Source organism: Streptomyces sp. NPDC023481 (assembly GCF_055560195.1).
On the sequence record NZ_JBVHJE010000010.1, the window covers coordinates 134622 to 158009 of the forward strand.

Sequence of the window (23388 nt, forward strand, 5' to 3'; positions counted from 1 at the left end):
GCCTACAGGGGCGTGACGTACGCGCCGGTGAGGCCGCCGTCCACCAGGAAGTCGGTGGCGTTGACGAAGGTGGAGTCGTCGCTGGCCAGGAAGGCGACGGCGGCGGCGATCTCCTCGGCCTCGGCGAACCGGCCGACGGGGATGTGCACCAGGCGGCGCGCGGCCCGCTCGGGGTCCTTCGCGAACAGCTCCTGCAGCAGAGGCGTGTTGACCGGGCCGGGGCACAGGGCGTTGACGCGGATGCCCTCCCGGGCGAACTGCACGCCCAGCTCCCGGGACATGGCGAGGACTCCGCCCTTGGACGCCGTGTACGAGATCTGGGAGGTGGCCGCGCCCATCCGGGCCACGAAGGACGCGGTGTTGATGATGGAGCCCTTGCCCTGTCGGCGCATGTAGGGGATGGCGGCCTTGCAACACAGGTAGACGGAGGTGAGGTTGACGTCCTGGACGCGTTTCCAGGCCTCCAGGCCGGTCTCCAGGATGGAGTCGTCGTCGGGCGGGGAGATGCCGGCGTTGTTGAAGGCGATGTCGACGCTGCCGTAGGTGTCGTACGCCGTCTTGAACAGCGCCTCGACCTGCTCGGGGTCGGTGACGTCGGTCTTCACGAAGAGCCCGCCGACCTCGTCGGCTGCGGCCTTGCCGCGGGCCTCGTCGACGTCCGCGCAGACGACGTGGGCGCCCTCGGAGGCGAGCCGGCGGACGGTGGCGAGTCCGATGCCGCTGCCGGCTCCGGTGACGACGGCGGTACGGCCGGCGAGACGGCGGCAAACAGGTTCTGCGGTCACTGTGCGGGGCCCTCCGTACTGATGAAGACGTTCTTGGTCTCGGTGAAGGCGGTCAGGGCGTCGGGGCCGAGTTCGCGGCCGAGGCCGGACTGCTTGAAGCCGCCGAACGGGGTCGAGTAGCGGACGCTGGAGTGGGAGTTGACGGACAGGTTGCCCGCGCGGACGGCCCGGGACACGCGCAGGGCGCGGCCCACGTCCCGGGTCCAGATGGAGCCGGAGAGGCCGTAGGGGGTGTCGTTGGCGAGGCGGACCGCGTCCTCCTCGTCGGTGAAGGGGAGCAGGACGGCGACCGGGCCGAAGATCTCCTCCGTGGCCGCCCGGCTGCCGGGCCGCTCCCCGGTGAGGACGGTCGGCGGGAACCAGAAGCCGGGGCCGTCGGGGGCGCTGCCGCGCAGGGCGGGGGCGTCGTCGGGGACGTAGGACCGCACGCGGTCCAGCTGCCGGCGGCTGATCAGCGGGCCCATCCGGGTCTTCTCGTCCGCCGGGTCGCCCACGACGACTGCGGCCAGGGCGTCGGCGAGGACGGCGCGGGCCTCGTCCAGCACGGTCTCCTGGACCAGGATCCGGGTGCGGGCGCAGCAGTCCTGGCCGGAGTTGTCCAGGAAGGAGAAGGGGTCGAGGGCGGCCGTCAGGTCGGCGTCGGCGAAGACGACGTTGGGGCTCTTGCCGCCGAGTTCGAGGGTGACGGGTTTGACCAGGTCGGCGCAGAGGGCCATGACGCGCTGCCCGACGGCGGTGGAACCGGTGAAGACGATCTTGGCGACGCCGGGGTGCCGTACGAGCGAGTCGCCCGCGATGTCACCGCGCCCCGGCAGGACCTGGAAGAGGTGTTCCGGGAGCCCGGCCTCCCGCGCGAGTTCGGCCAGCCGCAGGGAGGTGAGCGGGGTGGTCTCGGCGGGCTTGAGGACGACGGCGTTGCCCGCCGCGAGTGCCGGTGCCGTCCCCCAGGCGGCGATGGGCAGGGGGAAGTTCCAGGGGGCGATCACGCCGACGACGCCGAGGGGGTCGAGGAACGTGACGTCCAGGCCGCCCGGCACCGGGATCTGTCGGCCCGCGAGCCGTTCCACCCCGCCGGCCGCGTAGTCCAGCAGGTCGCGGACGTTGCCCGCCTCCCAGCGGGCGTTGCCGATGGTGTGGCCGGCCTCCCGGACCTCCAGCCGGGCCAGTTCCTCGCGGTGCTCGTCGACGACGACGGCGAAGCGGCGCAGCAGCCGGGCCCGGTCGGCGGGTGCGAGGGCAGCCCAGACCCGCTGCGCCCGTGCGGCACGGCGGACGGCGGCGTCCACGTCCTGCGCACCGGCCCCGGGGACGGTCGCGACGACCTCCTCCGTCGCGGGGTTGAGGACGTCGAGTGCGTACGGCTCGGAGGACGGCTGGGGGTTCGGCTGGGAGTCTGGCTGGGGGTTCGGCTGGGACACGTGTGGCCTCACAGGCGTTCGAAGGAGCGGCGCAGCTCCCAGTCGGTGACGGCGGCGTCGAAGGCCTCCAGCTCGACGCGCGCCATGTTCCGGTAGTGGGCGACCACCTCGTCGCCGAACGCGGCCTTGGCGATGGGGCTGTTCGCCCAGAGGTCGGCGGCCTCGCGGAGGGTGGTCGGTACGTGCGGGAAACCGGCCGTGTAGGCGTTGCCGGGGCAGGGTTCGGGGAGTTCGAGTTTCTGCTCGATGCCGTGCAGGCCGGCGGCCACCAGCCCGGCGACGGCGAGGTAGGGGTTGACGTCGCCGCCCGGCAGCCGGTTCTCGAAGCGCAGCGAGCGCCCGTGGCCGACCACGCGGAGGGCACAGGTGCGGTTGTCGTGGCCCCAGGCGACGGCGGTGGGCGCGAAGGAGCCGGGCTGGAACCGCTTGTAGGAGTTGATGTTGGGGGCGTAGAGGAGCGAGAAGTCGCGCAGGGCGGCGAGCTGACCGGCGAGGAAGTGCCGCATGACGTCGGACATCCCGTCGGGACCGGCCATGGCGTTGGTGCCGTCGGCGTCGGCGAGGGAGAGGTGGATGTGGCACGAGTTGCCCTCGCGCTCGTTGTACTTGGCCATGAAGGTGATCGAGACGCCCTCCTGGGCGGCGATCTCCTTGGCGCCGGTCTTGTACAGGGCGTGCTGGTCGCAGGTGACCAGGGCCTCGTCGTACCGGAAGGCGATCTCGTGCTGGCCGGGATTGCACTCGCCCTTGGCGGACTCGACGGTGAGGCCGGCACCGGCCATGTCGTTGCGCAGGCGGCGCAGCAGGGGCTCGATGCGGCCGGTGCCGAGGATGGAGTAGTCGATGTTGTACTGGTTGGCCGGGGTGAGATCGCGGTAGTCGGCGTTCCAGGCTTGCTCGTAGCTGTCCTTGAAGACGATGAACTCCAGCTCGGTGCCGACCTGGGCGGTGTAGCCGAGCGTGGCGAGCCGCTCCAGCTGGCGGCGCAGGATCTGGCGCGGGGCGGCGACCACCGGGGAGCCGTCGTTCCAGGCGAGGTCGGCGACGAGCAGCGCGGTGCCGGGGTGCCAGGGGATGCGGCGCAGGGTGGACAGGTCGGGGTGCATGGCGAAGTCGCCGTAGCCGCGCTCCCAGGAGGACATCGCGTAGCCGTCGACGGTGTTCATCTCGGTGTCGACGGCGAGCAGGTAGTTGCAGCCCTCGGTGCCGTGGTGCAGCACCTCGTCGAGGAAGAAGCGGGCGGCGAACCGCTTGCCCTGGAGCCGCCCTTGCATGTCGGGGAAGGCCAGGACGACAGTGTCGATCTCACCGCCCGCGACGAGGGTGTGCAGTTCCTCGACGCCGAGCGGGGGTGTGCGGTCTGCCACGGGAGAGCCTCCTTGGGCGCCATCGCGCTTTTTCGGCCGGGCCGGGAGCCATAAGGTATTGCGGAGAACCATTGGTTGGGAAGGGGGTACGGCCGATGTCGCGGGACAGGGGGGCCGTGGGGCCGGCGGACCGGCTCGCTCCGGTGCTGCGGCCGGTGCGGGCGGGCAACGGCTTCGAGGAGGCGCTGGAGCAGATCCTCCAGGTCGTCCGGCTGGGTCTGGTGCCGGGCGGCGAGCGGCTGCCGGCCGAGCGGGAGCTGGCGGAGCGGCTCGGGATCAGCCGGGTGACGCTGCGCGAGGTGCTGAGGGTGCTCCAGGACCAGGGTCTGGTCCAGGCGCGGCGCGGCCGGTACGGCGGAACGTTCGTGCTGCCCCGCGCGGACGCGGGCGGCGAGGACGAGCTGCGGCGCCGCGTGGCCGGGGTCGACATCGAGGACGTGCTGCGCTTCCGCGAGGTGCTGGAGGTGGGGGCGGCCGGGCTGTGCGCGGCGCACGGACTGACCGGGGAGCAGGCGCGGCGGCTGCGGGAGGCGCTGGAGCGCACCCACGAGGCCCCGCTGACCGACTACCGGCGGGCGGACACGCTGCTGCACCTGACGCTGGCCGAGCTGTGCGGTTCGCCGTCGCTGACCGCGCGGTACGCGGCGGTCCGGGCCACGGTGAACGACCTGCTGGACTGCATCCCGCTGCTGGTGCGCAACCTGGAGCACTCGCAGCGCCAGCACACCGCGCTGGTGGAGGCGGTGCTGGACGGGGACGCGGAGGGGGCGCGGGAGATGATGCGCGAGCACTGCGCGGGGACCGCGGCCCTCCTGCGCGGCTTCCTGGCCTGAACCGCGTCTGCAAAGGTATGAGTGGGCACCTTTGCGGGTGGGCAGTGTGCCGATGCCAGGGAGGGCAGCATGACCGTACGGCCGCTGATCGGTGTGAGCACGTATCTGGAGTCCGGCGTGCGCTGGGGGGTGTGGGAGCTGGACGCGGTGCTGCTGGCGGCCGGCTACCCGCGGCTGGTGCAGCGGACCGGCGGGCTGGCCGCGCTGCTGCCGCCGGACGCGCCGGAGCACGCCGAGGCCGCGGTGGCCCGGCTGGACGGGCTGGTCATCGCGGGTGGCCCGGACGTCGACCCGGCCCGGTACGGCGCCGAGCGCTCACCGCGCACGGGGCCGCCCGCGCCGGAGCGGGACGCCTGGGAGCTGGCGCTGATCCGGGCGGCGCTGGCCGCGCGGGTGCCGCTGCTCGGGATCTGCCGGGGCATGCAGCTGCTGAACGTCGCCTGCGGCGGCACGCTCGTCCAGCACCTGGACGGGCACGCGGAGCTGGTCGGCGTGTTCGGCGCGCACCCGGTGCGGCCGGTGCCGGGCACGCTGTACGCCGGCATCGTCCCGGAGGAGCTGGCGGTGCCCACGTACCATCACCAGGCGGTGGAGCGGCTCGGCGAGGGGCTGGTCCCGTCGGCCTACGCGGCGGACGGCACCGTGGAGGCCGTCGAACTGCCGGCCGACCGGGGGTGGGCGCTGGGCGTGCAGTGGCATCCGGAGATGGGCGACGACCCCCGGGTGATGCGGGCCCTGGTCACAGCCGCCTCCTGAGCCAGGCCAGGGCGGCCTCGCCCTGCGCGCGCTGGAAGGGCCGCAGGGTGGGCAGGCCCGGCGGCGCCGGACGCAGCGAACCGCGCAGGAAGTAGCCGGTGAGGGCGGCCAGCGCCGCGGTCACGGCGTCCGGGTCGGCCGCCCTGCCGAGGGGGTGCGTGGTGAACACCTCCTCCGGGTCCGGGCCGCCCTGCGCCCGCACGCACGGGAGCAGGACGAGCAGGTCGAACCAGGGCGCGGCGCGCAGGGCGTGCGGCCAGTCCACGAAGACGACGCCGTCGGCCGTGAGCAGAACGTTGTCCGCGCGCAGGTCGGCGTGGGCCAGGGTGTCCCCGGACGCGCCCTCGGCCCAGCCGGCCTCCAGCGCGGCGAGTTCGGCCAGGTGGTCGGCGGCCCAGTCGCCGAGCGGGGCCCGCACGTCACCGGCCTCGCCGTCGCGCAGCGCGCGCCAGCCGGCGAAGTCGCGGGCCAGCTCCTCGGCGACGGGCGGGGCGTCGACCGGGGACGGCGTGCCGGTACGGGCGAGGACGGTCACGGCGTCGAGCACCCGGCGCAGTTCCGCAGGCCGCCAGGGCACGTGCGGCTGGCGTCCCGCCACCTCCTCGAAGACCAGCGCCACCCAGGTGCCGTCGTCGTACGACCCGAGCAGCCGGGGCGCCGGCACGGTGACCGGCAGCGCGGCGGCGTTCCGCGCCTCCCTGCGGTGCAGGCCGGGGCTGTGCGGGTTCGCCTCGGCACTGACCGCCTTGACGAACCCGGTACGGCCCCCCGCCGTCCGCACCCGGGCGGCCACGCCGGGCGAGAACCCACCCCGCTGCGTGACGGCCCCCACCACGGGCCCCCCGAGCACGCTGCCGACGGCATCACGAACGACGGCCGGGAGCACGTCCCAGGGAGCTCGAACACCCGTGGCGGGCGGGGCGGTAACGGTCATGACCATGATGCTGCCGGTCCACCGCGGAGCTTGACCAGCGGTTTTCGCCGGGGGGGCGGGGGTCATGCGGGCGGCTGCCGCAGGTGGCGGCCCCTCCGGCGCGTTTCCTCGGCACCTGCGCGCGCCCCGGCCGCAGCCGCAGCCCGCCGCAGCGGCCCGGCACCGCACCCCCGCCCGCAGCGCAGCTCCCCCGTCGGTTCACCCCCGCGTCAGGGACAGGAGTTCCCGGGCGGGGCCCGTTGGGCGGTGGCCGGTGGGCCAGACCGCTCTCAGGGCCCGGTGGAGGGTCATGCCCTCGACCGGGATGCTGACCAGGCGCCGCATCGACAGTTCCTCGCCCACCGCGAGTTCGCTGAGGACGGAGGGGCCGGCGCCGCTGACCGCCGAGGCCTTGACCGCCGTGGTGGAGGACAGTTCGATCAGCGGGCGGGCCGGGCCGCCGAGGGCCGCGTCGAGGACCTGCCGGGTGCCGGAGCCGCGTTCGCGCAGGATGAGCGGGGTGGCGGCCAGCTCCGCCGCCGTCACGGGCCGCCGGCGGCGCGCCCAGGGGTGGGCCGGCGCGGTGACGACGATCAGCCGGTCGTGGGCGATGACCGCGGAGTCCAGCCCCGTGGGCACGTTGAGTCCCTCCACGAAGCCGAGGTCCGCCTCCCCGGCCAGCAACAGCTCCGCGACCTTCGTCGAGTTGCCCGCGAGCAGCGAGACGGCCGTGTCGGGCCGCTCGGCGTGCAGCGCGAGGAGCCAGCCGGGCAGCAGGTACTCGGCGATGGTCATGCTCGCCGCGACCCTGAGCCGCGAGTCCCGCCGGTCCCGCAGCGCCCGCGCGCCCGCGTCGAAGGCCGCCGCGGCCTCCACCACCCGCCGGGCCCAGTCCGTGACCAGGGCGCCGGCGTCGGTGAGCCGGGAGCCGCGCGGCGAGCGGTCGACCAGGGCGACGCCCAGCTGCCGTTCCATGGAGCGGATCCGGCTGCTCGCGGCGGGCTGGGTGATCCCGACCTCGCGGGCCGCCGCGCCGAGACTGCCCAGCCGCGCCACCGCGAGCAGCAGCTCCAGCGCGGCGAGGTCCGGCACCCGGTGCGCCAGGGTCGCCGCCGGCTCGCGCTGTTCCTCCGCCTCGCTCATAAGACCAGCTTATGCCCTCATAGGGAGGAACTCCCTGGTCGGGGACGACCGGCCGCGGGACCGTGGGGACATGGTCACCGTTGCCCAGCCCCTGCCCCTCCCCCGCGCCGACCGGCTCCGCCACCTCGGCCCGAACTGGTACGCCTGCGTGATGGGCACCGCCATCGTCGGCTCGGCCGGCGTCGCACTGCCCGTACTGCCCGCGTCCGCGCACGGGCCGCGCGGTGTCCTCGCGGCCGTCTGGACGCTCTCACTGCTCCTGCTGGTGACCCTGCTGGCCGCCCGGGCCCTGCACTGGGGCCGCCACCGCGAGCAGGCCCGCGCCCACCTCCTCGACCCGGCCGTGGCCCCCTTCTACGGCTGCCTGTCGATGGCCCTGCTGGCGGTGGGCGGCGGCGCCCTGACGGCCGGCCGGGAACTGATCGGCACACGGGCGGCCGTGGCCCTGGACACCGTGCTGTTCACCACCGGGACGGCGGTCGGGCTCGGCGCCGCCGTGGCCGTGCCGTACCTGATGGCCGTACGGCATCGCGTCGAGGCCGCCGAGGCCACCCCGGTGTGGCTGCTGCCGCTGGTCGCGCCCATGGTGTCGGCCGCGCTCGGCCCGCTGCTGGTGCCGCATCTGCCGCCGGGACAGCCCCGGGAGACCCTGCTGCTGGCCTGCCTCGCGCTGTTCGGGCTCAGCCTGCTGGCCGTGCTGACGATGCTGCCGCTGGTCTTCGCCCGTGTGCTCACCGCCGGGCCGCTGCCGCTCGCGCTCACCCCGACCCTGTTCCTGGTCCTCGGCCCGCTGGGCCAGTCCACCACCGCCGTCGCCCTGATCGCGGAGGCCGCCCCCGGCGTCGTACCGGCCCCCTACGCCCGCGGTCTCGGCGTGTTCGCCGTGCTGTACGGGGTGCCGGTCATGGGGTTCGCGCTGCTCTGGCTGGCGCTGGCCGGCGCGCACGTGGTGCGGGCCCGGCGCCGGGGCATGGGTTTCGCCATGACCTGGTGGGCGTTCACCTTCCCGGTGGGCACCTGTGTCTCCGGCGCCGCCGCCCTCGCGCGGCACACCGGTCTGGCGGTGTACGACGCCCTGGCCGTCGTCCTGTACGGCGTCCTGGTGGCCGCCTGGCTCGCGGCGGCCGGGGGCACCGTGCGCGGCCTGCTCAGCGGTGAGCTGCTCGCAGCGCCCCGGCCAGCACCCGTGGCGCCTGCGCCAGCGACGGGCCGTACCAGGTCAGGTGCCGTCCGCTGACCAGGGCGCAGGGCAGGCCGGGGAAGGCCTCGGGGCCGTCGTCCGCGGTGAAGCGGTACGGCTCGTCGGGCAGCACCACCAGGTCCGGGTGGGCCGCCCGCAGCTCGTCCAGGGGGATGCGGGGATAGCGCTCGGGGTGGGAGGCGTACGCGTGGTCCACGCCCAGGCGGGCCAGGACGTCGCCCGCGAAGGTGTCCCGGCCGAGGACCATCCAGGGCCGCCGCCAGACGGGCACGACCGCCGTCCTGCGCCGCTCCGGCTCGGGCGGCGCCGTCCAGGCGGCCTCGGCCGCGTCCAGCCAGCCGGGCCGGCCCGGCGCACCGCACGCGGTGAGCACCCGGTCCAGCTCGCTGAAGGCCTGCGGCACGCTGCGCACCTCGGTGACCAGCACCTCGACGCCCGCCGCGCGCAGGGCGTCGAGGTCGGGGGCGCGGTTCTCCTCCTCGTTGGCGACGACCAGGTCCGGGCCGAGCGCGAGGACGCTCTCGACCCGGGGGTTCTTGGTGCCGCCGATCCGGGTCACCTCCAGGTCCGCCGGGTGGGTGCACCAGTCGGTGGCGCCGACCAGGGCGCCGGGCAGGGTGACGGCCACGGCCTCGGTGAGGGACGGGACCAGGGAGACGACCCGCGGCCCGGCGGAGCGCGGGGCACCGCCCGACCGGCCGCGGCGGGCCCCCGGACGGCCGGCGGTCATGCCCCGCACCTGCCCCGGGCGCTCAGCGGGACCTGTCCTGGAAGGCCTCGATGTGCTCGGCCACCGCGACGACGATGATCCGGGTGTCCGGGACGGTGGCCCGCCACCGGTGCCGTACCCCGCCCGTCAGGTACAGGGTGTCGCCGCGGCCGAGCCGGTACGCGCGCCCCTCGGCCTCGATCTCCACCGCGCCGTCGGCGACGTACATCAGCTCGTCGTTGCGGTGCTGGAACTCGCGGCCGGCGTCGTGGTCGCCGGTGAACTCGGAGGCGTGCAGCTGGTGGTGGCCGCGCACCAGGGTGCGGGTGCGCGGGGCGAAGTCGCCGTCGGGGAGGTGCTCGGCGCGGACGACGTCCACGCTGGCGGCCGGGTCGCCGGCGGCGAGGAGTTCGACGGCCGTGGTGCGCAGCGCGTCGGCCAGCTTCTCCAGGGAGGTACGGCTCGGGCGGGCCCGGTCGTTCTCCACCTGGCTGAGGAAGGGCACCGACAGGCCGCTGCGCTCGGCCACGACGGCGAGGGTCAGTTCCAGCGCGCGGCGGCGCCGCCGGACGGCCGCGCCCACCCGCACGGGCTGCTGCTCCTTGTGGTCGCCCATCGCTCCGGCTCCCTCCCTCACTCGTCGTGCACCCGTCGGTGCCGCTGTCCGAGTGCCCGCTGCAGGGCACACCTCTTCCGATGACTTCTCTGCACCCTACGCATGTTCGGCAAACCGTTTCACGCTCCCGCCACATCCCTGACATCCCCGTGACCGGGCACCCTGTCGGTTCACGCCAGCGATCGGGGCCCGGTGACCGGTACCGGACCCGGTCACCCCGGAGGATGAACCCGCCGACCAGCCGGGCGGCGCACCCCGGCCCGGGCCAACGCTTCTGACGCGGGGTGATCGGCCTGATCCGTGCGGTGAGCGCGGGAGCGGCCGGGCGGTACCGGGCGCTGTCGGTGGGGTGCGCGATGATGCGTGGGTGACCGGACGACTGATGCTTCTCGACACCGCCTCGCTGTACTTCCGCGCCTATTTCGGCGTCCCGGACTCCGTGCGGGCACCGGACGGCACGCCCGTCAACGCGGTCCGCGGGCTGCTGGACTTCATCGACCGGCTGGTCAAGGACCACCGGCCGGAGCACCTGGTGGCCTGCATGGACGCGGACTGGCGCCCGCAGTGGCGGGTGGACCTCATTCCCACCTACAAGGCGCACCGGGTCGCCGAGGAGCACGAGGGCGCACCGGACGAGGAGGAGGTGCCGGACACCCTCGCCCCGCAGGTGCCGGTGATCGAGGAGGTGCTGGACGCGATCGGGATCGCGCGCGTCGGCGTCGCGGGGTACGAGGCGGACGACGTGATCGGCACGTTCACCGCGCGGGCCGCCGGCCCGGTCGACATCGTCACCGGCGACCGCGACCTCTACCAGCTGGTGGACGACGAGCGGGCGGTCCGGGTGCTGTATCCGCTGAAGGGCGTCGGCACGCTCCAGCTGACGGACGCGGCGGTGCTGCGCGAGAAGTATGGCGTCGACGGGCGGGGGTACGCGGACCTGGCGCTGCTGCGCGGCGACCCGAGCGACGGCCTGCCGGGCGTGGCCGGGATCGGCGAGAAGACAGCCGCCAAGCTGCTCGCCGAGTTCGGCGACCTGGCCGGGATCATGGCGGCGGTCGACGACCCGCGGGCCAGGCTCACGCCGTCGCAGCGCAAGCGGCTCGCCGAGGCCCGGCCGTACGTGGCGGTCGCGCCGAAGGTGGTGCGGGTGGCCGGGGACGTGCCGCTGCCGGACGTCGACACGGCCCTGCCGCGGGCCCCGCGCGACCCGGCGGCGCTCGAGGCGCTGGCGCACCGGTGGGGTCTCGGCGGCTCGCTGCAGCGGCTGCTGACGACGCTCGCGCGATGACCTGCGTCGTGGCCTTGGTTGTGACCTTCGTCGTGACCTTCACCGAGCGGGATGTTAACTTAGGTAAACCTAACTAATCTTGCAGGAGGCCGTGATGGCAGAGCGTCCGGGACGAAAGCCGCGCAAGCCCCGTACCGCCCAGGTGATGCGCACCGAGCGGCTCACCCCGCACATGCAGCGCGTGGTGCTCGGCGGCGAGGGCCTGGCCGGATTCGCCGCGGACACCTGCACCGACCACTACGTGAAGCTGCTGTTCGGTGCCGACGGCGTCACCTATCCGGAGCCGTTCGACCTGGAGCGGATCCGCGCCGAGTTCCCGCGCGAGCACTGGCCGGTGACCCGGACGTACACCGTGCGCGCCTGGGACCCGGCCCGGCGCGAGCTGACCCTGGACTTCGTGATCCACGGCGACGAGGGCCTGGCCGGACCCTGGGCCGTCCGGGCGCGGCCGGGTGACACCGTGCGGTTCCTGGGCCCCGGCGGTGCGTACGCGCCCGCCCCGGAGGCCGACTGGCATCTGCTCGCCGGTGACGAGAGCGCGCTGCCCGCGATCGCCCGCGCCCTGGAGACGCTGCCCGCCGGCGCCCGCGCGCACGCCTTCGTCGAGGTGTCCGGGCCCGAGGAGGAGCAGAGGATCGACACGAGGGTGCCGGTGGTCTGGCTGCACCGCGGGGACCGGCCGGTCGGCGAGGCCCTGGTGGAGGCCGTGCGCGCACTCGAGTTCCCCGCGGGCCGGGTACACGCCTTCGTGCACGGCGAGGCGGCCTTCGTGAAGGAGCTGCGCCGGCTGCTGCGGGTCGAGCGGGAGATCCCGCGCGAGGACCTGTCGATCTCCGGCTACTGGCGCCTGGGCCACAACGAGGACGGCTGGCAGGCCTCCAAGCGGGAGTGGAACGCCCGGATCGAGGCCGAGCAGGAGGGCGCGGCGGCAGCGGCGGCCTGAGCGGTCGTACGAAGAACGGCGGCAGCGGCGGCCTGAGCGGTCGTGCGGGAAGCGGCGGTACCCGGGTCGGGTGCCGCCGCTTTCCCGCGCCGGGGGTGCCGTACGGCTCAGTCGCCGCGCACGCGCGCGTGCAGGTGCATGTCGTGCCAGCCGTCCGGGTGGTTCAGGGCACTGCGCTTGGTGCCCTCCAGGGCGAACCCGGCCTTGCCGGCGACCCGGCAGGACGCCTCGTTGGCGGTGGCGTGGGTCAGTTCCAGGCGGTGCAGGCCCACCTCCTCGAAGGACCAGTGGGCCAGGGCCGTCGTGGCGCGCACGGCGACACCCCGGCCCCGCGCCCGCGCCACCGTCCAGTACGCCATCTCGGCGACGCCGTCCCCGAGCCGGATCGCGCGCAGCGCGGCCCGGCCCAGCAGCTCGTCCGTCGCCTCCGTCACGACGGCCCACTGCGCGTCCCGCTCGTCCGCCCACCCCTGGTGCCACTGCGTGATCCAGTCGGCGGCCTCCTCGGCGGAGTCGCAGGACCTTATGTGCCACTGCCGCAGGACCGGGTCCTGGAAGGCGGCGTGCACCGCGGGCGCGTCCTCGGCCCGCCACGGGCGCAGGACCAGGCCGTCGCCGGCGGACAGGGTGGGCTGGGGGGCGCGGGCCAGGGCGCCGGGGGCCACGACCGGGCTGGTGAGATACGGCATGGTCGACATCCTGCCGAGTGCGCGGCTCCGGGCGCAGCCGATTTCGGCCCGCGTCCCGGTGACCGTGCCCCCGTACCCTTGACCCCGATGAGACGCCGTACACCGCCCCCGCCCGCCCCGCTCCCCCAGCGCGAAGGGGTCGACCCGGTGCGGCTGCGGCTGCCCGCGGGCGGGGCGTGGGCCACCGTGCGGGAGCATCTGGTGGAGCGGCTGACGGGGGCCGGTCCCGGCATGATCGAGTCGATGTTCGCCGCGGGTCTCGTGGTCGGGGCCGACGGACGGGCCGTGGCGCCGGACGCGCCGTACCGGCCGGGGATGTACGTCTGGTTCCACCGCGAGCTGCCCGCCGAGGTGCCGGTGCCGTTCCCGGTGGAGGTGGTGTACCGGGACGAGCACATCGTGGTCGCCGACAAGCCGCACTTCCTGGCCACGACGCCACGCGGCTCGCACGTCGCCCAGACCGCGCTGGCCCGGCTCCGCCGCGAGCTGGGCGTCCCGACGCTGACGGCGGCCCACCGCCTGGACCGGCTCACCGCAGGGCTGGTGCTGTTCACGGTACGGCCCGAGGAGCGCGGCGCCTACCAGACGCTGTTCCGGGACCGGCTGGTGCGCAAGGAGTACGAGGCGGTGGCGCCGTACGACCCCGCGCTCACGCTGCCCCGGACCGTGCACAGCAGGATCGTCAAGGAGCGGGGGGTGCAGGCCGCCCGGGAGGTCCCGGGCGAACCGAACGCGCGGACCCGCGTGGAACTGGCCGGCCACCGCGCCGGCCTCGGCCGCTACCGGCTGCACCCCACGACCGGTCAGACGCACCAGCTGAGGGTGCACCTGAACAGCCTGGGCGTGCCCATCCTCGGCGACCCGCTCTATCCCGGGGTGGCCGCCCCCGAACCGCCCGGCGCCTTCCACCGTCCGCTCCAACTGCTGGCCCGGACACTGGAGTTCACCGATCCGGTCACGGGCGCGGACCACACCTTCACCAGCGCGCGCGAACTCGAGGCCTGGACGTCGTACGAGACCTGGGCCGCCTGAGCCCGGCCCCGGCGGGTACGGGGCTCACTCGCCGTGCCACCAGGCCAGCAGCCGGCGCCAGACACCTCGGGGGCGGGCGGCCTGCGGGGTCTTTGCAGGGGCCGGGGTCTCCGCAGGGGCCGGGGGCTCGGCGGGGGCGGGGCGGACGGCGACCGGCCGGGGCTCGGCGGGCGGAGCCGGGTCGGTGCTCAGGGTGCCCACCTTCCAGTGGGACCTCTGCTGCGGGACGGGCATGGCCTGCGGCGGCAGGTCGACGTCCTGCTGCGGCTTCGGTTCGAAGCGCACCGGCAGGGCCACCAGGTGCCGGGAGGCGATGGACGACCGCCAGCGCAGGTCCTCCTCGGCGCAGTCGAGCTGGATGTCGGACAGCCGGGTCAGCAGCGCGTCGACGCCGACGTCCGCGATGGCGCGGCCGATGTCCTGGCCGGGGCACTCGTGCGGGCCGCCGCCGAAGGCGAGGTGCGCGCGGTTGCCCTGCATGCTCGCGGACAGGTCGGGCCGTACCCGCGGGTCGACGTTGCCCGGGGCGGGCGCGAAGAGCAGCCCGTCGCCCTCGCGGATCCGCCGGCCGCCCAGCTCGGTGTCCTGCTTGGCGTAGTAGGCGAAGACGGTGCTGAACGGCGGCTCGTCCCACAGGGACTGCTCGATCGCCTCCGGCACCGTCATCTGGCCGCCGTTGAGCTGGGCGCGGAACCCCGGCTCGGTCAGCACCATGCGCAGCGCGTTGGCGAGGAGGTTGGCCGTGGCCTCGTAGGCCGCGAAGAGCACGACCCGCAGGTGTTCGCGGACCTCGTCGTCGGTGAGCTCGGCCTGGTGGGTGATGAGGTGGCTGGTGAAGTCGTCCTCGGGCTCGGCGCGCCGCCGGGCGGTGAGCCGGCTGAGCGCCTCCATGACGTAGGTGTGGCTCTGGATGGCGGTCTCGGTGCCCTTCAGGGCGTCCCGGGCGGCCTGCACCATCCGGTCGTTGTACTCCTCGGACATGCCGAGGATCTCGCACATCACGGCCATCGGCAGGTGCTCGGCGAACTGGGAGACCAGGTCGGCCCGGCCCCGCTCGCAGAAGCCGTTGACCAGGATCTGGGTGTAGCGGCCGATGTGGCGGCGCACACTGCGGTGGTCGATGGTCTCCATGGCCGCGGTGACGGCGCCGCGCAGCCGCTTGTGCTCCTCGCCCTCGGCGTGGGAGCAGATGGGCTGCCAGGCGATGTGCGGCATGAGCGGGTGGTCGGGCTTGACCGCGCCCTCGCGCAGCGGGGTCCAGATCCGGCTGTCGCGGGTGAACTGGGATGCCTGGCGCACCAGTTGCAGGTTCTCGGCGTGGCCGAGGACCACCCACATGGGGACGTCGTCGTGGAGGAGCACGGGTGCCACGGGGCCGTGCTCCTCGCGCAGGCGCTCGTACAGCTCGCCGAGGTCCTCCGCCTCGGGGCCGTAGAGCCGGCGCGGCCCCGCGGGGACGAGGCCGTGCGCGGGGCAGCCCGGCGGCGGGCCGGAGAGGGTGTCGTGCGTGCCGGTCGGGGCGGGGTGTTCAGGCGTCACAGTGGTCGCTCCGGAACGAAAGGGGGCAGGAGGGGGCGGGTGGCTGCCGGTCAGGTGAGGGCGCCGGACAGGGCGAGCGAGTGCAGGAAGCGCATCAGGGTCATCAGCACGTCCTTGCTGGAGGCGCGGCGGCGTACGTCGCACTCGATGATCGGGATGTCCGGGCCCAGGTCGAGCGCGGTGCGCAGTTCCTCGATGGGGTAACGGGGGGCGTCCGGGAAGGAGTTGACGGCGACGACGAAGGGCACACCGCCCTCCTCCAGCCGGCCCATGACATCGAAGCTGACCTCCAGGCGCCGGGTGTCGACCAGCACGACCGCGCCGAGCGCGCCTTCGAACAGGCCGTTCCACAGGAACCAGAACCGCTCCTGGCCGGGAGTTCCGAAGAGGTAGAGCACCAGCTTCTCGGTGATGCCGATCCGGCCGAAGTCCATGGCCACGGTGGTGGCCGTCTTGGAGTCGGAGCCGTAGTCGTCGTCGACCCCGATGCCGGCCTGGGTCATGGTCTCCTCGGTGGTCAGCGGTCTGATGTCGCTGACCGAACCGACCATGGTGGTCTTGCCGACGCCGAAACCGCCCGCGATCACGATCTTCACCGCGGCCTGCGCCGTGTGCGGCAGGTGGTCCTCGGTGCGTGGTCCGGGGAGGGTGTCAGAGCCTTTGAAGTCCATGCATCACCGCTTCGAGGAGTGATCGGTCGGGGACGGCCTGGCGGACGACGGGCGCGCGGGTGTGCACCAGTTCGGCCGTGATCAGCTCGGTGAGCAGGACGGTCATCGTGCTGAACGGAAGCCTGAGGTAGGCCGAGAGTTCCGCCACGGACAGCGGGGCCTGGCAGAGGCGGAGCACCGCCGCCTGCTCCGGGGTGGCCAGGACCGGTGGCGTCGAACGCGCCACGATCAGCGTGACCAGGTCGAGTTCGGCGCGGGTGCCGTCGTCGGAGCCGGTGACGGAGTACAGCCGTTCCGGGTTCGGGCGCGGCCCCTGGCCGGTGCCCGCGTCCGGCGGCGCGGGCCGTGCCGGCCGGGGAACCGGCTGCGGCTTGGCGGCGGGGGGCTGCGGCCGGCGCCGCGTGCGTCGTGGAGGGGTCATACGGTCTGCCCGTCCCGCCGGGGCGGACTGGTGAGGTGGGCGCCGATCCGGACGACGAGGTCACGCATCATGCCGCTCATCCGCCCCGGCTCGCAGGTCACGTCGGAGAGCACGGCGAGGAAGGCGCCGGGGCCGGCGTTCATGAGGTAGAAGTAGCCGCCGTCGATCTCGAAGACGACGGTCTTCATGTCGCCGGCCTCGGGCATCTCCTGGACGATGGCACTGGCCAGGCTCTGTACGCCCGCGCAGGCGGCGGCCACCCGGTCGGCGGCGTCGGGGTCGCCGCCGTAGCGGGCGATGCGCAGTCCGTCGGCGGAGAGGACCACGATCATCTCGATGCCCGGCACGCCGTCGTTCAGCTGCTTGAGCATCCAGTCCAGGTTGCCTCGCTGCTGGATCACTTGAGGTCCCCCTCCTCGCCGGCCCCGGCTGCGTCCTCGGTGACGCCCTCCGCGTGCTCGGCCGAATCGTTGAGCAGATGCAGGTACTCGGTCGGGTGGAGTGTGAAGTCGGTCAGTTTGTGGGTGGGGGTGTCCGGCGGCATGCCCTTGCGCAGGCCGTTCCAGAAGTCCTCCATCCACAGGCCCGGCGGCCGCTCCCTGAGCTTCTGGCGCTCGGCCTCCCGCTCGGGATCGGGTTCCGGCTCCGGCTTCCTCTGCGACCAGATCGTCGGTTGGCCCTCGCGTTCGGCGCGTTCGACCTCGGCCTTCTCGGCGTACCGCTGGGTGAGCGGGGTCCGCATCCGGCTGCGGCGCTGCGGCAGGCCGCCCGCGGTCCACTCGGTGACCTCGGGGACGTCGTCCAGGGAGATCCCGGCGGGGAGCTTGGGGCTGGTGGGGCGGCGCTTCTTGGGCGGCCGCTTGGGGCCCTCGACGGCGTCCGCGGTCGGGATCTGGGCGGCGGCGGCGCCGATGCCGTGGGCCTGTACGGCGCCGACCCCGGGCTCGGTGGTCGTCATGACGCGCGGGACGACGAGGATGGCGCGGACCCCGCCGTAGGCGGAGGTGCGCAGCGAGACCTCCATGTCGAACCGCTTGCACAGGCGGCCGACGACGGCGAGGCCGAGCCGCGGGTTCTCGCCGAGGTTGTGCGCGTCCTCGCCGTTCTTGGCGTCCTCGATCATCCGCTCGATGCGGGCGCGGGACTCCTCGCTCAGGCTGACCCCGCAGTCCTCGATCTCGATGACGATGCCCGACTGCACCTCGACGGCGGTGACGTGCACCTTGGTGGTGGGCGGCGAGTAGCGCGTGGCGTTGTCGAAGAGTTCGGCGGCGGCGTGGATGACCGGCTCGACCGAGGTGCCCTTGATGTTGATGTTGACGATCGAGGCGAGGTTGATGCGGCGGTACTCCAGGATGCGCGACATCGCACCGCGCAGCACGCTGTAGAGGGAGACCGGCTGGGGCCACTGGCGGCCGGGCCGGCCGCCGCCGAGGACGGAGATGGTGTCGGCGAGCCGGCCGATCAGCGAGGTGCCGTGGTCGATGCGCAGCAGGTCGTCGAAGACCTCGGGGTTGCGCCCGTGGTCCTCCTCCATCTCCCTGAGTTCCTCGGCCTGTTGGTGGACGATGGCCTGGACGCGGCGGGCGACGCTCACGAAGGAGCGCTCGGTGGCGTCCCGCATCGAGATCTCCTGGTCGGCACCGCGCAGCGCGATGCGGATCAGTTCGCGGTAGCCGTGCGGCAGGGAACGCAGGTAGGGATCGGTGTCGAAGACGTCGCGTACGACGTTGCGCAGCACCTGGCCGCGGCGCAGCCGGTAGAAGCCGTTGGGCAGGACCTCGGTGGCGAAGCGCTCCATCAGCTCGTTGTGCGCGGCGATCCGCTGCTCCAGGTAGGCCGCGTGGCGGGCGTGTTCGGCCTGCTCCTCGCGGAGCCGGCGGCCGCGGCGGGCGGCCTCCCCGGCGGTGGCGAGGACCAGCAGCACGGCCAGCGCTCCGCACGCGCCGACGGCGAACCGGGCCGCGGGCGGTACGAGAGCGACGGCGGCTCCGGCCGCCGCGGCCATCACTATGGCCGGCGGCAGGAGCACACGCGCATAGGGGCGTTCGCGGCGACCGGGAGGCTTCTGAACACTCACCATGGATGCCTTCTGAGATCGGGACGTACGGCTCATTGGGGGAACAGACGCGCGAATTGCCTCAACTCGGTGCGTCGCGGGCGAGCTTAGTCCGACCGGATCATCGCCGTGTCATATTCGGCAAGCACCTGAAATCGCCCCCGCAGGAGGAGTAGCCTCAACTCCTTTTACACGCAGGGCGTTTGTTCGAACACAAGACGTAACGGACGGCGGGCGTGCGGGACTTGCTCACCGTGAAGAGTGAAACGGCGACCGGGGCCGCACCCTGGCGGCCCCGGTCGCCGTTCCGGACGAGGACGGGCGTGGTCAGCCGACGGACGAGTAGGCGACCACACCCCGCAGCAACTGGTCCACGGCCTTGCGCGCGGCCTTGCCCACGGTCGAGCCCTCCGCATGGGCCGCCGCGGAGATCTGCCCGAGCACGTCGATGACCTGCTTGCACCAGCGCACGAAGTCACCGGCCGGCATCTCCGCCTCCCGCAGCACCTCGTCGAGGCCCTTGCCGGACGCCCACATGTACGCGGCCCAGGCGAACCCGAGATCCGGCTCCCGCTGCCCGACGCCCTCGGTCTGGCTGATCCGGAAGTCCTCCTCCAGCCCGTCGAGCCGGCCCCAGATCCGGACCATCTCACCGAGCGCGGCCTTGGCCTTCCCGGAGGGCAGCTTCGGCGCCATGGCGTCGTCACCGACCCGTGCCTCGTACACCAACGCGGAGACGCAGGCGGCGAGTTCGGCCGGGGCCAGGCCCTCCCAGACCCGCTCGCGCAGACACTCGCTGGCCAGCAGGTCCAGCTCGCCGTACAGCCGCGCGAGCCGCTTGCCGTGCTCGGTGACCTCGTCGCCGCGCAGATAGTCCAGCTCGGTCAGCAGGGCCACGATCCGGTCGAAGGTCCGCGCGATCGTGTTGGTACGGCCCTCGATGCGCCGCTCCAGCTGCGAGGTGTCCCGCAGCAACCGGTGGTAGCGCTCGGCCCAGCGGGCGTGGTCCTCCCGGTCGTCGCACCCGTGGCAGGGGTGCGCGCGGATCGCCGTCCGCAGCCGCGCGATCTCGCGGTCGTCGGCGGCCTGGGACCGCTTCCTGCGCGCCCGCTCCGGCGGGATGTGCCCCGCCTTGGTCCGCAGCGCCGAGGCCAGGTCCCGGCGGGACTGCGGGGAGCGCGGATTGAAGGACTTCGGGATCCGCATCCGGTCCAGCGCCTCCACCGGCACCGGGAAGTCCATCGACGCCAGCCGCTTGACCTGCCGTTCGGCGGTCAGCACCAGCGGGCGCGGCCCGTCGTGGTGGTCGAAGCCCCGGTGGCCGCCGGTCCGGCCCGCGGGCAGTCCCGGGTCGAGAACCAGGGCGAGCCCGGCGTACTTGCCCGTCGGTACGTGGATGACGTCGCCCGGCTTGAGCTTCTCCAGGGCGACGGCGGCCTCGGCCCGGCGCTCGGCGGCGCCCTGCCGGGCCAGCTCGGTCTCCCGGTCCTTCAGCTCCCGGCGCAGCCGCGCGTACTCCTCGAAGTCGCCGAGGTGGCAGGTCATCGAGGCCTTGTAGCCCTCCAGGCCCTCCTCGTTGCGCTGCACCTGGCGGGAGATCCCGACGACCGACTTGTCGGCCTGGAACTGCGCGAAGGACGTCTCCAGCAGCTCGCGCGAGCGGTGCCGGCCGAACTGCTCGACCAGGTTGACCGCCATGTTGTACGACGGCTTGAAGCTGGAGCGCAGCGGATAGGTGCGGGTGCCCGCGAGACCGGCGAGGTGCTCGGGGCTCATACCGCGCTGCCAGAGCACCACGGCATGGCCCTCGACGTCGATGCCGCGGCGGCCGGCCCGGCCGGTCAGCTGCGTGTACTCGCCCGGGGTGATGTCGGCGTGCTGCTCGCCGTTCCACTTGACGAGCTTCTCCAGCACCACCGAACGGGCGGGCATGTTGATGCCCAGCGCGAGGGTCTCGGTGGCGAACACGGCCTTGACCAGGCCGCGGACGAACAGCTCCTCGACGACCTCCTTGAAGGTCGGCAGCATGCCCGCGTGGTGGGCGGCGATCCCGCGCTCCAGACCCTCCAGCCACTCGTAGTAGCCGAGGACGTGCAGGTCCTCGGTCGGGATGGAGGCGGTGCGCTCCTCGACCAGGGCGCGGACCTGTTCACGCGCCTCCTCGTCGTTGAGCCTGAGGCCCGCGTACAGGCACTGCTGGACGGCGGCCTCGCAGGCGGCGCGGCTGAAGATGAAGGTGATGGCGGGCAGCAGGCCCTCGGAGTCGAGCCGCTCGATGACCTCCGGCCGGCCCGGGGTCCACACGCGCGAACGCTGCCTGCGCTCGCGCTCCCGGTCGGCGTCGCGCATCGCCCGGCCGCGCCTGCGGTCCTGGTACGACGGCCGGGTGGCCTCCATGCGGGCCAGGCGGGCCAGGTCGGGGTTGACGGCCTTCTTGTGGCCCTCGCCCTCCTCGAACAGGTCGTACATCCGGCGCCCGGCGAGGACGTGCTGGAACAACGGGACGGGCCGGTGCTCGGAGACGATCACCTCGGTGTCGCCGCGGACGGTGTCCAGCCAGTCGCCGAACTCCTCCGCGTTGGACACGGTGGCGGACAGCGAGACCAGGGTCACCGACTCGGGCAGGTGGATGATCACCTCCTCCCAGACGGCGCCGCGGAAGCGGTCGGAGAGGTAGTGCACCTCGTCCATGACCACGTAGCCGAGGCCGAGGAGGGTCTGCGAGCCGGCGTACAGCATGTTCCGCAGCACCTCGGTGGTCATCACGACCACCGGGGCGTCGGAGTTCACGCTGTTGTCGCCGGTGAGCAGGCCGACCTTCTCCGTGCCGTAGCGCCGGCACAGATCGGCGTACTTCTGGTTCGACAGCGCCTTGATGGGCGTCGTGTAGAAGCACTTCTTGCCCTGCCGCAGGGCGAGGTGGACGGCGAACTCGCCCACGATCGTCTTGCCGGAGCCGGTGGGAGCGGCCACCAGCACGCCCTTGCCCGCTTCGAGCGCCTGACAGGCCTCGATCTGGAAGGGGTCGAGGCCGAAGTCGTACATCTCGCGGAAGGAGGCGAGGGCGGTGGCCTGCTCGGCTGCCCGCCTGCGGGCTGCCGCGTACCGCTCGGCCGGTGAGAGATCCTCTGTCATCGTACGTTCGAGCGTACCGGGCGCCGCTGACAACAGGACGATCATTATCCGGATCCCCGGCCTCCGGGGAGACGACGGATGCCCCCGTCCCTGGGGGACGGGGGCATCGCCCGGCGGGGCCGGGAACGGTCAGGTCACGTCGTCGTAGCCGTTGACGCGGTCCGTGTGCGCCTGCTCGGGCAGGGCGCGGGCGGCCGGGACGGGCTCGATCTCCCCGATGTCCTCGGGCGTGAGGTCCAGCTCGGACGCCTCGTCATCGTCGGGGCCCTCGGCGGCGCGGCGGCGCCGGCGCTTGTCGTTGAGCAGCGAGAAGCCGACCGCGCCGAAGTACAGCACCCAGATCGGCCCGGCCAGGGCCAGCATCGACAGCGGGTCGGTGCTCGGGGTGGCCACGGCGGCGAAGATCGTGATGCCCAGGATCATGCCCCGCCACCAGCCGAGCATGCGCTTGCCGGACAGCACCCGGGTGAGGTTGAGCATGACCAGCAGCAGCGGCAGCTCGAAGGACAGACCGAAGACGATCACCATGCGCGTGACCAGCTGGAGCAGGTCGTCGAGCGGCAGCAGGTTGGCGATCCGGCCGTCCGGGGTGAAGCCGAGCAGCACCTTCGCGGTGGTCGGCAGCACCTTGTACGCGAAGAAGGCACCGGCGAAGAACAGGGGGGCGCCCGTGAAGACGAAGCCGTACGCGTACTTCTTCTCGTGCCGGTGCAGACCCGGGGCCACGAAGGCCCACAGCTGGTAGAGCCAGATCGGCGACGCGAACACGACACCGGCCATCAGCGAGACCTGCAGCGCCAGCGTGAAGGGGGCGAGCAGGCCGTTGATCGTGATCTGCGCACACGGCTGTGACTTGGCAGTCGAGTGGGCCAGTTCCGCGAAGCTCTTCCCGCAACCGACCGAGTCGAGGATCGGCTGGGTCAGGAAGTTGATGATGTCGTTGTAGAAGAAGGCGGCGACCACCGTCACGACGACGACGGCCAGCATCGCCTTCGCGAGCCGGTTGCGGAGCTCACGAAGGTGGTCCGCGAGGGGCATCCGCCCCTCGGGGTCCTTCTCCTTCTTGCGGGCAGGCTTGAGCAACCCACATCCTCATCTCGTGCGGCAGGCCGGGGGTTTTCCGGCCCTGCGTCAGCGCTGGGTGGTGTCCGTCGGCTCGTTGACCGGGCGCGAGCTGGTCACGTCGCCGGGGGACGCCTGGATGGTGCGCTGCGCCGGAGGCTGCTCGCCCTGGGTGGGCGTCTGGGCGGAGGAGCCGCCCTCTTCCTTCATCGCCTTGGCCTCGCTCTTGAGGATGCGCGCGGACTTGCCGAGCGAGCGGGCCATGTCCGGAAGCTTCTTCGCGCCGAACAGCAGGATGATGACGACGAGGATGAGAATGATCTCGGGAGCTCCGAGCCTTCCGAACATAAGTCTTTACCTTCTCACCGAGGCGGCTGGGTGGGGTGCTGTCCGGCCAGTCGGACATGTGTCCGATGGTCGTGCTGGCAGCGATCGTAGCGCTCAGGGGTAAACGTGAGGCAATCCCCGTGCGTACTCCCGGTCCACGGTGCGGGCCTCGTTCTCCGCACCACGACCAGCAGCGTACCTTTCCCACAGGGCAGCATGACAGGGCGAAGTGACGCAAAGCGCTCGCCCCGCCCCACTCACCGGCACCGCCCGCCGCGGCTCACAGCGCGTCCGCGGCCCGGGCCGTGCTCACCGCCGCCCGCTCCAGATCCTCGGCGGCCCGGTTGATACGGCGCGCGGAGTCCGCCACCTGCTCCCCCAGGCGCCGCGCCTCAAGGAACACCCGCACGGCGAGCACCCCGAGGACGGCGAGACCCAGGAAACCCATGGCTACCGCGAACATCGGCCAGAACATGACGTC

General features: G+C 73.3%; 23 protein-coding genes. 6 read left to right on the plus strand and 17 right to left on the minus strand.

The genetic code is table 11. The annotated features are described in order from the left end of the window. Positions 1 to 2 precede the first annotated feature (2 nt). Genes ACZ3ZD_RS20740 through ACZ3ZD_RS20750 form a run of 3 tightly spaced genes read right to left on the minus strand, consistent with a single transcriptional unit; the run spans position 3 to position 3570 of the window. Complete coding sequence (locus tag ACZ3ZD_RS20740; RefSeq protein WP_467399285.1) at positions 3 to 785, minus strand: 3-oxoacyl-ACP reductase; 783 nt, start codon at positions 783 to 785, stop codon at positions 3 to 5. Further along, positions 782 to 2203 carry an aldehyde dehydrogenase family protein gene (locus tag ACZ3ZD_RS20745; RefSeq protein WP_467399287.1) on the minus strand — a complete coding sequence of 474 codons (1422 nt, stop codon included), beginning with the start codon at positions 2201 to 2203 and terminating at the stop codon, positions 782 to 784. The genes ACZ3ZD_RS20740 and ACZ3ZD_RS20745 overlap by 4 nt, the downstream gene beginning before the upstream one ends. A gap of 8 nt (positions 2204 to 2211) precedes the next feature. After that, a complete protein-coding gene (locus tag ACZ3ZD_RS20750) occupies positions 2212 to 3570 on the minus strand; it encodes a glutamine synthetase family protein (RefSeq protein WP_467399290.1) in 1359 nt (452 codons plus the stop codon). 95 nt (positions 3571 to 3665) lie between these two features. Here ACZ3ZD_RS20750 and ACZ3ZD_RS20755 point away from each other — a divergent pair, with 95 nt between their 5' ends. Together ACZ3ZD_RS20755 and ACZ3ZD_RS20760 are read left to right on the plus strand one after the other, a co-directional pair. Further along, a complete protein-coding gene (locus ACZ3ZD_RS20755) occupies positions 3666 to 4403 on the plus strand; it encodes a FadR/GntR family transcriptional regulator (protein WP_467399292.1) in 738 nt (245 codons plus the stop codon). 69 nt (positions 4404 to 4472) lie between these two features. After that, the gene (locus ACZ3ZD_RS20760; RefSeq protein WP_467399295.1) at positions 4473 to 5159 is read left to right on the plus strand and encodes a gamma-glutamyl-gamma-aminobutyrate hydrolase family protein; all 687 of its coding nucleotides are present in this window, start codon (positions 4473 to 4475) and stop codon (positions 5157 to 5159) included. Here ACZ3ZD_RS20760 and ACZ3ZD_RS20765 read toward each other — a convergent pair. Beyond that, entirely contained in the window at positions 5143 to 6093 is a 951-nt protein-coding gene (locus ACZ3ZD_RS20765) for an aminoglycoside phosphotransferase family protein (protein ID WP_467399297.1), read from the minus strand. The two genes, ACZ3ZD_RS20760 and ACZ3ZD_RS20765, sit on opposite strands and share 17 nt — an antisense overlap. Before the next feature lie 198 nt (positions 6094 to 6291). Further along, on the minus strand, positions 6292 to 7215 hold the full coding sequence (locus tag ACZ3ZD_RS20770; protein WP_467399299.1) for a LysR family transcriptional regulator: 924 nt from the start codon (positions 7213 to 7215) through the stop codon (positions 6292 to 6294). 70 nt (positions 7216 to 7285) lie between these two features. On the opposite strand from ACZ3ZD_RS20770, the gene ACZ3ZD_RS20775 reads away from it, so the two are divergent. Beyond that, a complete protein-coding gene (locus ACZ3ZD_RS20775; RefSeq protein ID WP_467399302.1) occupies positions 7286 to 8452 on the plus strand; it encodes a TDT family transporter in 1167 nt (388 codons plus the stop codon). On the opposite strand, the gene ACZ3ZD_RS20780 is transcribed toward ACZ3ZD_RS20775, so the two are convergent. Both ACZ3ZD_RS20780 and ACZ3ZD_RS20785 read right to left on the minus strand, forming a co-directional pair. Beyond that, complete coding sequence (locus tag ACZ3ZD_RS20780) at positions 8364 to 9146, minus strand: helical backbone metal receptor (RefSeq protein ID WP_467399304.1); 783 nt, start codon at positions 9144 to 9146, stop codon at positions 8364 to 8366. The two genes, ACZ3ZD_RS20775 and ACZ3ZD_RS20780, sit on opposite strands and share 89 nt — an antisense overlap. 22 nt (positions 9147 to 9168) lie before the next feature. Continuing rightward, the gene (locus ACZ3ZD_RS20785) at positions 9169 to 9741 is read right to left on the minus strand and encodes a helix-turn-helix domain-containing protein (RefSeq protein WP_467399307.1); all 573 of its coding nucleotides are present in this window, start codon (positions 9739 to 9741) and stop codon (positions 9169 to 9171) included. Positions 9742 to 10108: 367 nt separating this feature from the next. Between ACZ3ZD_RS20785 and ACZ3ZD_RS20790 the strand changes: the two genes are divergently transcribed. Together ACZ3ZD_RS20790 and ACZ3ZD_RS20795 are read left to right on the plus strand one after the other, a co-directional pair. After that, positions 10109 to 11029: a 5'-3' exonuclease gene (locus ACZ3ZD_RS20790; protein ID WP_467399310.1), complete on the plus strand. Its 921-nt coding sequence runs from the start codon at positions 10109 to 10111 to the stop codon at positions 11027 to 11029. 94 nt (positions 11030 to 11123) lie between these two features. Further along, positions 11124 to 11972 carry a siderophore-interacting protein gene (locus ACZ3ZD_RS20795; protein WP_467399312.1) on the plus strand — a complete coding sequence of 283 codons (849 nt, stop codon included), beginning with the start codon at positions 11124 to 11126 and terminating at the stop codon, positions 11970 to 11972. Positions 11973 to 12079: 107 nt separating this feature from the next. Here the strand turns inward: ACZ3ZD_RS20795 and ACZ3ZD_RS20800 are convergent, their stop codons facing one another. Then, a complete protein-coding gene (locus ACZ3ZD_RS20800) occupies positions 12080 to 12661 on the minus strand; it encodes a GNAT family N-acetyltransferase (RefSeq protein WP_467399314.1) in 582 nt (193 codons plus the stop codon). Positions 12662 to 12748: 87 nt separating this feature from the next. Here ACZ3ZD_RS20800 and ACZ3ZD_RS20805 point away from each other — a divergent pair, with 87 nt between their 5' ends. After that, the gene (locus ACZ3ZD_RS20805; RefSeq protein ID WP_467399317.1) at positions 12749 to 13693 is read left to right on the plus strand and encodes a pseudouridine synthase; all 945 of its coding nucleotides are present in this window, start codon (positions 12749 to 12751) and stop codon (positions 13691 to 13693) included. Positions 13694 to 13717: 24 nt separating this feature from the next. Here the strand turns inward: ACZ3ZD_RS20805 and ACZ3ZD_RS20810 are convergent, their stop codons facing one another. The 9 genes from ACZ3ZD_RS20810 to ACZ3ZD_RS20850 all read right to left on the minus strand — a co-directional run bounded on the left by ACZ3ZD_RS20810 (position 13718) and on the right by ACZ3ZD_RS20850 (position 23382). Then, positions 13718 to 15232, minus strand: a complete 1515-nt coding sequence (locus tag ACZ3ZD_RS20810; RefSeq protein WP_467399319.1) for a cytochrome P450 — start codon at positions 15230 to 15232, stop codon at positions 13718 to 13720. 50 nt (positions 15233 to 15282) lie between these two features. Next, entirely contained in the window at positions 15283 to 15903 is a 621-nt protein-coding gene (locus ACZ3ZD_RS20815) for a GTP-binding protein (RefSeq protein ID WP_467399321.1), read from the minus strand. Continuing rightward, on the minus strand, positions 15884 to 16324 hold the full coding sequence (locus tag ACZ3ZD_RS20820; protein WP_467399324.1) for a DUF742 domain-containing protein: 441 nt from the start codon (positions 16322 to 16324) through the stop codon (positions 15884 to 15886). Before ACZ3ZD_RS20820 ends, ACZ3ZD_RS20815 begins: the two co-directional genes overlap by 20 nt. After that, positions 16321 to 16725, minus strand: a complete 405-nt coding sequence (locus ACZ3ZD_RS20825; RefSeq protein WP_467399326.1) for a roadblock/LC7 domain-containing protein — start codon at positions 16723 to 16725, stop codon at positions 16321 to 16323. Before ACZ3ZD_RS20825 ends, ACZ3ZD_RS20820 begins: the two co-directional genes overlap by 4 nt. Further along, positions 16722 to 18407 (minus strand): sensor histidine kinase, encoded by a 1686-nt coding sequence (locus tag ACZ3ZD_RS20830; RefSeq protein WP_467399329.1) that lies wholly within the window; start codon positions 18405 to 18407, stop codon positions 16722 to 16724. The genes ACZ3ZD_RS20825 and ACZ3ZD_RS20830 overlap by 4 nt, the downstream gene beginning before the upstream one ends. A gap of 303 nt (positions 18408 to 18710) precedes the next feature. After that, complete coding sequence (locus ACZ3ZD_RS20835) at positions 18711 to 21563, minus strand: DEAD/DEAH box helicase (RefSeq protein WP_467399331.1); 2853 nt, start codon at positions 21561 to 21563, stop codon at positions 18711 to 18713. 84 nt (positions 21564 to 21647) lie between these two features. Continuing rightward, the gene (tatC, locus tag ACZ3ZD_RS20840; protein WP_467399333.1) at positions 21648 to 22601 is read right to left on the minus strand and encodes a twin-arginine translocase subunit TatC; all 954 of its coding nucleotides are present in this window, start codon (positions 22599 to 22601) and stop codon (positions 21648 to 21650) included. 48 nt (positions 22602 to 22649) lie between these two features. After that, a complete protein-coding gene (tatA, locus tag ACZ3ZD_RS20845) occupies positions 22650 to 22928 on the minus strand; it encodes a Sec-independent protein translocase subunit TatA (protein ID WP_467399336.1) in 279 nt (92 codons plus the stop codon). Positions 22929 to 23187: 259 nt separating this feature from the next. After that, complete coding sequence (locus ACZ3ZD_RS20850; protein ID WP_189986644.1) at positions 23188 to 23382, minus strand: hypothetical protein; 195 nt, start codon at positions 23380 to 23382, stop codon at positions 23188 to 23190. Between the last annotated feature and the right edge of the window lie 6 nt (positions 23383 to 23388).